The organism is Pseudomonas sp. PS02288, from assembly GCF_029959715.1.
Lineage (GTDB): Bacteria > Pseudomonadota > Gammaproteobacteria > Pseudomonadales > Pseudomonadaceae > Pseudomonas_O > Pseudomonas_O kuykendallii.
This window is the reverse complement of record NZ_JASCPA010000006.1, coordinates 36,536-47,925: the sequence shown is the minus strand read 5'-3', so window position 1 is coordinate 47,925 and position 11,390 is coordinate 36,536. Positions and strand designations below refer to the sequence as shown.

The 11,390-nt window shown below is 65.8% G+C and carries 11 protein-coding genes; 6 read left to right on the top strand and 5 right to left on the bottom strand.

The window, feature by feature from the left end; genetic code table 11:
• Positions 1-6 precede the first annotated feature (6 nt).
• A complete protein-coding gene (locus QMX85_RS04510; protein ID WP_282339001.1) occupies positions 7-381 on the bottom strand; it encodes an MGMT family protein in 375 nt (124 codons plus the stop codon).
• 169 nt (positions 382-550) lie between these two features.
• On the opposite strand from QMX85_RS04510, the gene QMX85_RS04505 reads away from it, so the two are divergent.
• On the top strand, positions 551-1,561 hold the full coding sequence (locus QMX85_RS04505) for a DUF481 domain-containing protein (protein ID WP_282339000.1): 1,011 nt from the start codon (positions 551-553) through the stop codon (positions 1,559-1,561).
• Positions 1,562-1,743: 182 nt separating this feature from the next.
• On the opposite strand, the gene QMX85_RS04500 is transcribed toward QMX85_RS04505, so the two are convergent.
• Positions 1,744-2,502 (bottom strand): SDR family oxidoreductase, encoded by a 759-nt coding sequence (locus tag QMX85_RS04500; RefSeq protein ID WP_090228836.1) that lies wholly within the window; start codon positions 2,500-2,502, stop codon positions 1,744-1,746.
• A 98-nt stretch (positions 2,503-2,600) separates the two neighbouring features.
• Between QMX85_RS04500 and QMX85_RS04495 the strand changes: the two genes are divergently transcribed.
• From QMX85_RS04495 to groL, 4 genes are all read left to right on the top strand, one after another.
• A complete protein-coding gene (locus tag QMX85_RS04495) occupies positions 2,601-3,335 on the top strand; it encodes a DUF2470 domain-containing protein (protein WP_282338999.1) in 735 nt (244 codons plus the stop codon).
• Positions 3,336-3,430: 95 nt separating this feature from the next.
• Positions 3,431-3,907, top strand: coding sequence for an FxsA family protein (locus QMX85_RS04490; RefSeq protein WP_282338998.1), 477 nt, complete (start codon positions 3,431-3,433; stop codon positions 3,905-3,907).
• A 228-nt stretch (positions 3,908-4,135) separates the two neighbouring features.
• A complete protein-coding gene (locus QMX85_RS04485; protein ID WP_273233547.1) occupies positions 4,136-4,429 on the top strand; it encodes a co-chaperone GroES in 294 nt (97 codons plus the stop codon).
• A gap of 47 nt (positions 4,430-4,476) precedes the next feature.
• On the top strand, positions 4,477-6,120 hold the full coding sequence (groL, locus tag QMX85_RS04480) for a chaperonin GroEL (RefSeq protein ID WP_282338996.1): 1,644 nt from the start codon (positions 4,477-4,479) through the stop codon (positions 6,118-6,120).
• 401 nt (positions 6,121-6,521) lie between these two features.
• Here groL and QMX85_RS04475 read toward each other — a convergent pair whose 3' ends face one another.
• The 3 genes from QMX85_RS04475 to QMX85_RS04465 all read right to left on the bottom strand — a co-directional run bounded on the left by QMX85_RS04475 (position 6,522) and on the right by QMX85_RS04465 (position 8,351).
• Entirely contained in the window at positions 6,522-7,304 is a 783-nt protein-coding gene (locus tag QMX85_RS04475) for an OmpA family protein (protein ID WP_282338995.1), read from the bottom strand.
• A 36-nt stretch (positions 7,305-7,340) separates the two neighbouring features.
• Complete coding sequence (locus tag QMX85_RS04470) at positions 7,341-7,745, bottom strand: DUF4398 domain-containing protein (RefSeq protein WP_090228820.1); 405 nt, start codon at positions 7,743-7,745, stop codon at positions 7,341-7,343.
• Positions 7,746-8,003: 258 nt separating this feature from the next.
• Positions 8,004-8,351: a pilin assembly protein gene (locus QMX85_RS04465; protein ID WP_090228818.1), complete on the bottom strand. Its 348-nt coding sequence runs from the start codon at positions 8,349-8,351 to the stop codon at positions 8,004-8,006.
• Between the two features lie 153 nt (positions 8,352-8,504).
• On the opposite strand from QMX85_RS04465, the gene ppc reads away from it, so the two are divergent.
• Positions 8,505-11,141 carry a phosphoenolpyruvate carboxylase gene (ppc, locus tag QMX85_RS04460; RefSeq protein WP_282338994.1) on the top strand — a complete coding sequence of 879 codons (2,637 nt, stop codon included), beginning with the start codon at positions 8,505-8,507 and terminating at the stop codon, positions 11,139-11,141.
• Positions 11,142-11,390: the final 249 nt, after the last annotated feature.

Genomic DNA, 11,390 nt, shown 5'->3' with positions numbered 1-11,390 from the left:
CGCACTCTAACCGCGTTGCTCCGTCGGGCGCCAGCCGTGCCGACGCATGTCCACACGGTCATTGCGCACGCTCACGCCTTCGTCGCGCAGGCGCGCGCGCTGCTCGTCGCCGGAGGCGCTGCCGGCCTGCAGGCTCAGTCGTCCGCCGGCGGCTATGACGCGGTGCCAGGGCAATGCCGAACCCTCCGGCAACTGCGCCAGGGTTCGCCCCACCCAGCGCGCCGCGCGGCCGAGGCCGGCCAGTTCGGCGAGCTGTCCGTAGCTGACCACGCAGCCCCTCGGCACCTGGCTGAGCACCAGATACAGCGCCTCGCGGCGGGCCTGCGGATCGTTCGGCGAGGCCCAGGCGTGCGCCTCGTCAGCGTCGGTCGAGTCGCTCATCGCGCGGCGTCCCGCACGCCCGTCGCCGCCATGGACGGCGCCGAAGCGCCTGAAACGGGCCATGCAGCCTGCATTGAACTTGCCCTCCGCCTGTGTGTCTGGTTGCTCAGTTGCCGTGCGTCCGGATAATGCCCGGACTTACCCGAACCCTGGAAGCAGACCTACGCCTATGTTGTTGAGAAACCTGCTGTGCCTGACCCTGGGCTGTGTCACCACCTCGGCGTTCGCCGACACCGTATGGTTGAAGAACGGCGATCGCCTGACCGGCAAGGTCAAGGTGCTGGATGGCGGCAAGCTGATGCTGGACACGGACTACGGCGGCTCCATCCCGCTGGATTGGAAGAAGGTCGCCACGCTGGAGAGCGAGACCCCGATGCTGGTTCGCCAGGACGACTTCGAGGACCCGCAACTGGCCAACTCCCTGCACAAGGGCGACGACGGCAAGGTGGTGCTGGGGAGCGCCGAGGCTCCGAAGACCATCGAGCTGGCGAGCATCCAGCAGATGATTCAGCCCAAGCCACTGATCCAGGACTTCACCTGGAGCGGCAACATCGACCTGGCACTGGACTACAAGCGCGCGGACACCGACACCGACGACTACAACGTGGCCTTCAAGACCAAGGCCAGGCACGGCCTGTGGCGGCATAACGGCGACGGCGAGTACAACCGCGAAAGCAGCGACGGCGTCACCACCACCAACAACTATCAGCTGGAGTACGCGCTCGACCGCTTCTTCACCGAACAGTGGTTCTGGCAGGGCCGTGTCGACTACAAGAACGACAAGATCGAGGACCTCGCGCGCCAGCGCACGCTGGGTACCGGTCCGGGTTACCAGTTCTGGGACAACGAACTGGGCGCCTTCTCGCTCACCTCGCTGGTCAACCGCACCGACTACGAATACAGCAACGGCAACAAGGACAACTTCTACTCGCTGGCGCTGAAGTGGGAATACAACCGCTACCTGATCGGCAAGACGGTGGAAATCTTCACCAATGGCGAGATCGGCAAACCCCTGTCCGGCGTCGCCGAGTACGCCCTGGATTCCGAAGCCGGGCTGCGCTACAAGGTCACCGACTGGGCCTCGCTCAACCTCAAGGCCGAGAAGGACATCGTCAGCGGCAACTCCGATGGCGAGCTGAACGAAACCCGCTACACCGTAGGTTTCGGCGTGGGTTGGTAAAAGCCCCGCTCGCAAGAAAAAAGCCCCGCATCGCGGGGCTTTTTCATTTCGGCGCTCTTGGCGATGTCTGGTCTCGATCTTGCGAGCTAAGGCCAGGCAAGGCGAATGCCGGCGAGAGAGCGGAATTTACGCCTGTAAATGAGCATCTTGAACCGGCATTCAACGCCGAGATCGAAACCCAACTAGAGGCGGAGGCCGCCGTCGAGTTCCAGCACTCTCCCCGTGTAGTAGTCGTTCTCGAAGATATAGGCCACCGAGTGGGCGATCTCAACCGGCTTGCCGAGGCGCTTGAGCGGGATGCCCGAGGTCATCTTCTCCAGCGCTTCGGGTTTCATGCTCGCCACCATGTCGGTCTCGATGAAGCCCGGCGCCACGCCCGCCACGCGGATGCCGTAGCGCGCCAGTTCCTTCGCCCAGACCACGGTGTCCGCCGCGACCCCGGCCTTGGCCGCCGAGTAGTTGGCCTGGCCCATGTTGCCGGCGCGGGAGATCGAGGAGATGTTGACGATCGCGCCTTCGTTCTTCAGCTCGATCATCTTCGCCGCGACCTCGCGGGTGCAAAGGAACACGCCGGTCAGGTTGACGTCGATCACCGACTGCCACTGCGCCAGGCTCAGCTTGGTCAGCTCGCCGTCCTTGACCTTGATGGTCAGCCCGTCGCGCAGGATTCCCGCGTTGTTCACCAGCCCGTTGATCGCGCCGAAGTCGTCGGCCACCTGGCTCACCAGATGAGTCACCTGCTCTTCGTTGGCAACGTTGCACAGGTAGGCTTTCGCCTCGCCCCCGGCGGCCTTGCAGGCGGCGACGGCCTCGTCGAGTTTCTCCTGGTTGAGATCGACCAGCGCCAGGCGTGCGCCCTTCGCCGCCAGGTATTCGCCCATGGCGCGGCCGAGACCCTGGCCGCCGCCGGTGATGATGATGACCTTGTCCTTGAGTTGCATCGTGAATCCCCTGCTGATTGTTGTTGTCGTCGCCGCCACGGCGAACCCGTTATGCTGAGCCCGTCCATTCTCAACGGAATCGTCCAAGGAGTCATTGGGTGAGCGTTCGATCGAGCCAGCATGCACGCCGGTTGCTGCTGCGGGAGTACCGCGGCGTGCTTTCCACCCAGTCCAGGGCCATGCCCGGCTTTCCGTTCGGCTCGGTGGCGCCGTTCTGTCTCGACGCCTCGGGCCGGCCGCTGATCCTCATCAGCCGCATCGCCCAGCATACCCACAACCTCAAGGCCGACGGGAAGTGCTCGCTGCTGGTGGGCGAGCGTGGCGCGCAGGACGTGCAGGCGGCGGGGCGCCTGACCCTGCTCGCCGAGGCCAGCCCGTTGCAGGGCGCTGGAGAGATCGAAGCGGCGGCCCGGCGGTTCTATCGCTACTTTCCCGCCTCGCAGGACTATCACCTGGCCCACGACTTCGACTTCTGGGTGCTGCAGCCGGTGCGCTGGCGCTACATTGGCGGCTTCGGTGCGATCCACTGGCTGGACCGGGTCGAGCTCGCCAACCCCTTCGCCGGCGCCAGCGAAACCTCGATGGTCGAACACATGAACGACGATCACCCCGATGCCATCGCCCACTACGTCCGGCTGGCCGGCCTGCCGGGCAACGAACCGGCACAGATGGTCGGCATCGACAGCGAAGGCTTTCACCTGCGCATCGGTGCGGCGCTGCACTGGCTGCCGTTCGCAGAGCCCTGCAGCGACCCCGGCGAGGTGCGCCAGGCGCTGGTCGCGCTGGCCCGTGCCGACGCCTGGCCGTTCCCGGAAGGTCCCGGCGACGAATAATCCGGTAACAGTCGCTATCCTGCCGGCCTTGAAATGCCGGCTGCCCACCGTCATCTCATACCCTCGGAAGCCGTTCTTCCGCCAAGGATTCCACGATGCGCGTTTTCTTCTTTCTGTTTCTGTTGTTCCCGGTTGTCGAGCTGGCGCTGCTGATCAAGGTCGGCGGCGCCATCGGCGTTCTGCCCACGCTGCTGTTGCTGGTGGGCAGTGCGCTGCTCGGCGGCCTGCTCCTGCGCGTCGCCGGTGTAGCCACCGCCTGGCGAGCGCGGGAGCGCCTGGCGCGCGGCGAGTTGCCCGAAAAGGAAATGCTCGAGGGGCTGATGGTCGCCCTGGGCGGTGCCTTGCTAATACTGCCGGGTTTTCTCAGCGACATCATAGGCCTGCTGTTCATCGTCCCCTTCACCCGCGCCATGATCCTGCGGGCCGTCGGGCGCCGGATCGAGGCGCAGGTGCAGCGCCAGCGCGCGTTCTCCGATGACCCGGCGGGCGGCGCGGCGCGGCCTGACGCGGCCCGACCTGACGCGGCCCGACCCAATGTCATCGAGGGCGAGTACGAACGCCGCGATCAGTGATCGGATGCGTTCGTATGCCAGCCCCTCTGCGCCGCGATAACGAAATTTTTTTGCGCGCGACCCTTGAAATGCGCTTGTACGCCCGCATCTAGCGGACACCGCAAGGTCCCTGTCACGTCGACAGGCTGTCTTCTGCGGTCCGCTCTGCGGGCCGCAACCGGCACCGCCGGATTTAACCCGCCGGCATCGAGCCGGCGCCGGAAAACACTCAATTGGGAGAGATCGACAATGAAGCTTCGTCCCCTGCATGACCGCGTCGTCATTCGTCGCAGCGAAGAAGAAACCAAAACCGCAGGCGGCATCGTGCTGCCGGGTTCCGCTGCCGAAAAACCGAACCGCGGCGAAATCGTCGCTGTTGGCGCCGGCAAAGTGCTGGAAAACGGTGAAGTGCGCGCCCTGGCCGTCAAAGTCGGCGACAAAGTGGTGTTTGGCCCTTACTCCGGCAGCAACACCGTGAAAGTCGACGGCGAAGACCTGCTGGTGATGAGCGAGAACGAAATCCTCGCCGTCATCGAAGCCTGATTCCCCGCGAATCCCGTCACTAATTGAAGAATTGAGGATCAATCACCATGGCTGCTAAAGAAGTCAAATTCGGCGATTCCGCTCGCAAGAAAATGCTGGTCGGCGTGAACGTGCTGGCCGATGCCGTCAAAGCCACCCTCGGCCCGAAAGGCCGCAACGTGGTTCTGGAAAAGAGCTTCGGCGCTCCGACCATCACCAAGGACGGCGTTTCCGTCGCCAAGGAAATCGAACTCAAGGACAAGTTCGAGAACATGGGCGCGCAGCTGGTCAAGGACGTCGCGTCCAAGGCCAACGATGCCGCGGGTGACGGCACCACCACCGCCACCGTTCTGGCCCAGGCCATCGTCAACGAAGGCCTGAAAGCCGTCGCTGCCGGCATGAACCCGATGGACCTCAAGCGCGGCATCGACAAGGCGACCATCGCCATCGTCGCCGAGCTGAAGAACCTGGCCAAGCCGTGCGCCGATTCCAAGGCCATCGCCCAGGTCGGCACCATCTCCGCCAACTCCGACTCCTCGATCGGCGACATCATTGCCGAAGCCATGGAAAAGGTCGGTAAAGAAGGCGTGATCACCGTCGAAGAAGGTTCGGGCCTGGAGAACGAGCTGTCCGTCGTCGAAGGCATGCAGTTCGACCGCGGCTACCTGTCCCCCTACTTCATCAACAAGCCGGACACCATGGTCGCCGAACTCGACGGCCCGCTGATCCTGCTGGTCGACAAGAAGATCTCCAACATCCGCGAAATGCTGCCGGTGCTGGAAGCTGTCGCCAAAGCCGGCCGTCCGCTGCTGATCGTTGCCGAAGACGTCGAAGGCGAAGCCCTGGCTACCCTGGTCGTCAACAACATGCGCGGCATCGTCAAGGTCGCGGCCGTCAAGGCTCCGGGCTTCGGCGACCGTCGCAAGGCCATGCTGCAGGACATCGCCATCCTGACTGGCGGTACCGTGATTTCCGAAGAAGTCGGCCTGAGCCTGGAAAGCGCCACCCTGGAACACCTGGGTAACGCCAAGCGCGTCGTGCTGAACAAGGAAAACACCACCATCATCGACGGCGCCGGCCAGCAAGGCGACATCGAATCCCGCGTTGCGCAGATCCGCAAGCAGGTCGAGGAAACCTCCTCCGACTACGACCGTGAAAAACTGCAAGAGCGTCTGGCCAAGCTGGCCGGCGGTGTTGCCGTGATCAAGGTCGGTGCCGGCACCGAAGTCGAGATGAAAGAGAAGAAAGCCCGCGTCGAAGACGCCCTGCACGCCACCCGTGCGGCGGTCGAAGAAGGCGTGGTGCCTGGCGGTGGCGTTGCCCTGGTGCGCGCTCTGCAGGCCATCTCCGAGCTGAAGGGCGATAACGAAGACCAGAACGTCGGTATCGCGCTGCTGCGTCGCGCCGTCGAGTCCCCGCTGCGCCAGATCGTTGCCAACGCCGGTGGTGAGCCGAGCGTGGTGGTCGACAAGGTCAAGCAGGGTTCGGGCAACTTCGGCTTCAACGCCGCGACCGACACCTACGGCGACATGATCGAGATGGGTATCCTCGATCCGGCCAAGGTGACCCGTACCGCGCTGCAAGCCGCCACCTCCATCGGCAGCCTGATGATCACCACCGAAGCGATGATCGCCGAAGTGGCTGAAGACAAGCCTGCTGCCGGCGGTATGCCGGACATGGGCGGCATGGGTGGCATGGGCGGCATGATGTAAGCCGACCCGTCACCGCTGTATCGAGAGCCCCGCGAAAGCGGGGCTTTTTTATGCATGCGAATTGGCTGCCCTGCCGAGCCGCCTTCGTAGGCTGCGCCGCGCGCGCCAATGGCTCACGGGTGGGGGTTGTGGTGCGCATGGCGCACCCTACGAAAGGCCATCGACGTTTCTGCGTGCCGTGGTCTACGTAGAGTGCGCTGTGCGCACCGTTGGGGTTCCCAGTGGGATTGCGGTGCACATGGAGCCCCCACAAAAGGCCATCGAGGTTTCTGCGTGCCGCGGTTTACGTAGGGTGCGCCGCGCGCACCAATGGCTCCCGAATGGGGATTGCGGTGCGCATGGCGAGCCCTGCGAAAGAAAAACCCCGCCGAGGCGGGGTTCATGTCTTGCGGTCGGGTCGCTTACTGGGTGATTACCCGGGGTGCGACCGGCTGGGCATCCGGCGAGATGGTGATCTCGACGCGGCGATTGAGCACGCGCGAATCCGGCGTGTCGTTGCTCGCCACCGGGCTGCTCTCGCCATAACCCTGGGTGGTGATGCGCTGCGGCGCGATGCCCATGCTGGCCAGTGCGGTTTTCACCGAATCGGCGCGGCGCTGCGACAGCTCCAGGTTATGCGAGGCGGTGCCGGTGCTGTCGGTGAAGCCCTCGACCACCACCTGGCGCTCGGGGTTCTTCTTCAAGTAGTCGCCCAGTTTGTAGAGCTGGCGCATACCCGCCGGCTTAAGCTCAGCCCGGTCGACCTCGAACAGCACATCGCCCAGGGTGATCATGTCGCCGCGCGGCGTGGGCTGCGGCTTCAAGGTACCGAGCAGCGAATCCACCTGCGCGGTACGCGCGTCCAGGCGAGCCTGGGTGCGTTGCGCGGCGGCGCCGGCGAGGTTCTTCTCGGCCGTCTTCATGCGGATGGTTTCCTCCGCCACGACCACGCGCTGGTTGGTGAGGTAGGCCAACTGGTCGACGGTCTTCTGGTCGTTGTCACCGGAATAGGCCAGTTCGGCGCGGCTGAGCATGTCCGCGGCTTCCTTTGTCTCGACCGGCGCCAGCATGGCGGCCTGGGGATTGGTCTGCAGCTGGTTGTAGCTGGCGCGGGCCTGGTCGAGGTTCGGGTTGGGTTTCGAGGCGCAACCGGCGAGGGCCAGGGTCAGCGCCGAAAGGGCAGGTATCAACAGTGTCTTACGCATAACGAGTCATCCTTTTCGAGTTCGTCTGCCGGGCCATCACTTGACGATGATGGTGCTGCGTTGGCCTTCTTCGCGCAGGTCTTGCACACCCTGCTGCGAGTCCTGGTAGGCCTTCTCGGCCTTCGCGGCGAGCGCCTTGCGTTCGGCTACGCGGGCGTCCCATTCAGCCTGTTCGGCGAGCCGACGGGCCTGCTCGTAGTCTTTTTCCTTCGCCAGGGATTCGGCGCGGGCCATCTTTTCCTGCGCGGTGCGCAGCTCGACCGGTGCGTACTCCGTGGCGCCCGCCACGGTTGCGCTCTTCAGCACGGTGTTGCTGACGGCGAACTGTTCGGTGGGCGGATTGCCGGCGCAGCCCGCGAGCAATAGGGTGCTGCCGAGGGCCAGCGCGGCGAGCGTGAAGCCGCTTCTGGACGAAGCGGATTTGGCGTTACCTGAGTTCATAAGAAGTGCCTCCCGGATTTCCGTACGATCGTTTATTCCGTGATCTCGCCGTTGTCTCCGGACGGTCCGGCACGGGCTCGAAGGGGCTTGTGCGGCGTCCGGGACAGCGGCGACATACTTTTCCGACTGGTGGCAACGGACAAATGTTCCAACTGTTTTCCCTGACCGAATGGTCAGCAGATACATGCCCGGAAAACGCCGGGCGAACGCCGACTAGCCGCTCTGGATGGCGGCTTAGACGGCAGAGGGGAGTTGCGCTCAGTGGTTACTGCTGCTTTCGCGCTCTTCGCTGAGGTCCTGCAGGTAGCGACGCGACAGGGCCAAGAAGCGCGGGGTGGGGCCGATGTCTTCGTACAGCGGGTCGCCCTGTTCGTCGACGGCGACGACCTGGTTGCCCTTCACGTAGGGCAGGCTGGCTTCGAGCTCTTCCAGCGAGGCGGCGACCAGTTCGGCGAGCAGTTCCTCGACGTTGCGCTTGGGATACATCTCCGACAGTGCCGCCAGGCGTGCGGCGGATTCCAGGTCCAGGTTGATGTTGTACTGGCCGCGGGTCAGTCGGCCCTTAGCGTTCTCTTCCCAATGTTTCGCCAGTTCACGAATCTTCATGGTTACCTCATTCCCCGGCATGTACCGCTCCGGAGCAGGTGGTTGGGTTTGATCGCCCTATGGCGGGCTCATGGGTTTTGAACAACTTCGCCCGTGCTCGTTCAGATTGATTGCCGGCCCACCGCCGGCGCGAACGATCGGAGGAGAACCGGCATGGCGGAAATCGACGCACGACTGCGCGAGGACGTTCATCTGCTCGGCGAACTGCTGGGCGACACCATCCGTGCGCAACACGGCGAGGACTTCCTCGAACGCATCGAGCGCATCCGCAAGGGTGCCAAGGCTGCCCGGCGCGGCTCGGAGGAGGGCGCCCAGCAGCTGGGCGAGACCCTCGACGGGCTGCGCGAGGACCAGTTGCTGCCGGTGGCGCGGGCGTTCAACCAGTTCCTCAACCTGGCCAACATCGCCGAGCAGTACCACCGCATCCGCCGTCGCCGCGCCGATGAAGCGCCCCCGTTCGAAATCCACGTGCTCGGCGAGCTGCTGGCGCGCCTGCGTGGCGACGGGCATGCCGGCGATGCCCTGGCGAAGCAGTTGGCGGGCCTGGAGATCGAACTGGTGCTCACCGCGCACCCGACCGAGGTGGCGCGCCGCACGCTGATCCAGAAGTACGACGCCATGGCCGCCCAGCTCGCCGTGCAGGACCACGACGATCTCGGCGCGGCGGAGCGCGACGAGGTTCGCGACAACCTGCAGCGGCTGATCGCCGAGGCCTGGCACACCGAGGAAATCCGCCGCGTCCGGCCGACCCCGGTGGACGAGGCCAAGTGGGGCTTCGCGGTGATCGAGCATTCCCTCTGGCACGCCCTGCCGCGCGTGCTGCGTGGCGTCGATCGGACCTTGCAGGACTGCTGCGGAGAGCGGCTGCCGCTGGATGCCGCGCCGATCCGCTTCGCCTCCTGGATGGGCGGCGACCGCGACGGCAACCCCAATGTCACCGCGGCCGTGTCCCGCGAAGTGTTGCTGCTGGCGCGCTGGATGGCCGCCGACCTGTACCTGCGCGATGTCGACCGGCTTGCCGCCGACCTGTCCATGCAGCAGGCCAGCGACGCACTGCGCGCGCGTGCCGGCGATACCCCGGAGCCGTATCGGCAGGTGCTCAAGACCCTGCGCGAACGCCTGCGGGCGACCCGCAGCTGGGCGCAGTCGGCGTTGCGCGAATCCCTGGCGCCCGGTGCCGCGGTGCTGCAGCACACCGACGAACTGCGTGAGCCGCTGGAGCTGTGCTACCGCTCGCTGCATGAGTGCGGCATGGGCATGATCGCCGACGGTGCGCTGCTCGACTGCCTGCGCCGGGTGTCCAGCTTCGGCCTGTTCCTGGTCCGCCTGGACCTGCGCCAGGACGCTGCGCGGCACGCCGCGGCGCTCGGCGAAATCACCGAATACCTCGGCCTGGGCCGCTACGGCGAATGGGACGAGGCGCGGCGCCTGGCCTTTCTGCAGGAGGAGTTGAAGAATCCCCGGCCACTGCTGCCGGCGGATTACCAGGCCAGCGAAGACACCGCTGAAGTGCTCGCCACCTGCCGCGTTGCCGCGCAGGCCCCGGCGGAATCGCTGGGCTCCTACGTCATCTCCATGGCCGGCGCCGCCTCGGACATCCTCGCCGTGCAACTGCTGCTCAAGGAGTCCGGCCTGCGCCGGGCGCTGCGTGTGGTGCCGCTGTTCGAGACCCTCGCCGACCTGGACAACGCCGGCCCGGTGATCGAGCGACTGCTGGGCCTCGCCGACTACCGCGCCCGCCTGTGCGGGCCGCAGGAAGTGATGATCGGCTACTCGGATTCGGCCAAGGATGCCGGCACCACGGCGGCGGCCTGGGCGCAGTACCGCGCGCAGGAGCGGCTGGTTGAAATATGCCGCGAGCAGCAGGTCGAACTTCTGTTGTTCCATGGCCGTGGCGGCACCGTCGGGCGCGGCGGCGGCCCGGCGCACGCGGCGATCCTCTCGCAGCCGCCGGGCTCGGTGAACGGGCGCTTCCGCACCACCGAGCAGGGCGAAATGATCCGCTTCAAGTTCGGCCTTCCGGCGATCGCCGAGCAGAACCTCAACCTCTATCTGGCTGCCGTTCTCGAGGCGACATTGCTGCCGCCGCCCGTGCCGCAGGCGCACTGGCGCGAGCAGATGGATCGCCTTGCCGCCGATGGCGTGGCCGCGTACCGCGCGGTGGTCCGCGAGAACCCGCAGTTCGTCGATTATTTCGGCCAGGCGACCCCGGAGCAGGAGCTCGGTCGCCTGCCGCTGGGCAGTCGTCCGGCCAAGCGTCGCCAGGGCGGCGTCGAAAGCCTGCGGGCCATCCCGTGGATATTCGCCTGGACCCAGACCCGCCTGATGCTGCCCGCCTGGCTGGGCTGGGAGCGCGCGCTGGGCAATGCCCTGGAGCGCGGCGAAGACGAGACGCTGCGCGAGATGCGCGAGTCCTGGCCGTTCTTCCGCACCCGCATCGACATGCTGGAAATGGTCCTCGCCAAGGCCGACGCCGACATCGCCCGACTCTACGACGAACGCCTGGTGGAACCCTCGCTGCGCCCGCTCGGAGCGCAGCTGCGCGACCTATTGTCACAGGCTTGCGCGGCGGTGCTCGGCCTGACCGGACAGTCCCAGTTGCTTGGCCACAGTCCCGAGACGCTGGAGTCGATCAGCGTGCGCGATGCCTATCTCGACCCGCTGCACCTGCTCCAGGTCGAACTGCTGGCGCGCTCGCGGCAATCCCCGGCGGAGCCCGACGCACCGCTGGAGCAGGCGCTACTGGTGAGTGTGGCAGGGATCGCCGCGGGTCTGCGCAACACCGGTTAGTGCTGTTGCCCGAGGGCCGGAACGCAGGGGGAATTCAGCGCCAGGTGGTCGCTTTTACGGCCGTCCGCCGGGTGCGTCGCGACCGCTCGCCGGGCCCGGCACAGGCGTGCGAAAGGCGGTCAAGGCTCCGACTTTGGGCGGCTTGTGCCGCTTCGGTGCGCTGTGTATCTTGGTCAACCTTTGGGCGGGCCCTGTAGCCCGCGCTGCCGCCGCAACCGGTATAGAGATCGGCCCCAAGAGGCCGGTCCG

What these genes read in the sequence shown, in the direction of transcription:
- QMX85_RS04505 (WP_282339000.1), top strand. Translation starts at nt 551, where the DNA reads ATGTTGTTGAGAAACCTGCTGTGCCTGACCCTGGGCTGTGTCACCACC.
- QMX85_RS04485 (WP_273233547.1), top strand. Translation starts at nt 4,136, where the DNA reads ATGAAGCTTCGTCCCCTGCATGACCGCGTCGTCATTCGTCGCAGCGAA.
- QMX85_RS04465 (WP_090228818.1), bottom strand. Translation starts at nt 8,351, where the DNA reads ATGAAGATTCGTGAACTGGCGAAACATTGGGAAGAGAACGCTAAGGGC.
- groL (WP_282338996.1), top strand. Translation starts at nt 4,477, where the DNA reads ATGGCTGCTAAAGAAGTCAAATTCGGCGATTCCGCTCGCAAGAAAATG.
- ppc (WP_282338994.1), top strand. Translation starts at nt 8,505, where the DNA reads ATGGCGGAAATCGACGCACGACTGCGCGAGGACGTTCATCTGCTCGGC.
- QMX85_RS04490 (WP_282338998.1), top strand. Translation starts at nt 3,431, where the DNA reads ATGCGCGTTTTCTTCTTTCTGTTTCTGTTGTTCCCGGTTGTCGAGCTG.
- QMX85_RS04470 (WP_090228820.1), bottom strand. Translation starts at nt 7,745, where the DNA reads ATGAACTCAGGTAACGCCAAATCCGCTTCGTCCAGAAGCGGCTTCACG.
- QMX85_RS04500 (WP_090228836.1), bottom strand. Translation starts at nt 2,502, where the DNA reads ATGCAACTCAAGGACAAGGTCATCATCATCACCGGCGGCGGCCAGGGT.
- QMX85_RS04510 (WP_282339001.1), bottom strand. Translation starts at nt 381, where the DNA reads ATGAGCGACTCGACCGACGCTGACGAGGCGCACGCCTGGGCCTCGCCG.
- QMX85_RS04475 (WP_282338995.1), bottom strand. Translation starts at nt 7,304, where the DNA reads ATGCGTAAGACACTGTTGATACCTGCCCTTTCGGCGCTGACCCTGGCC.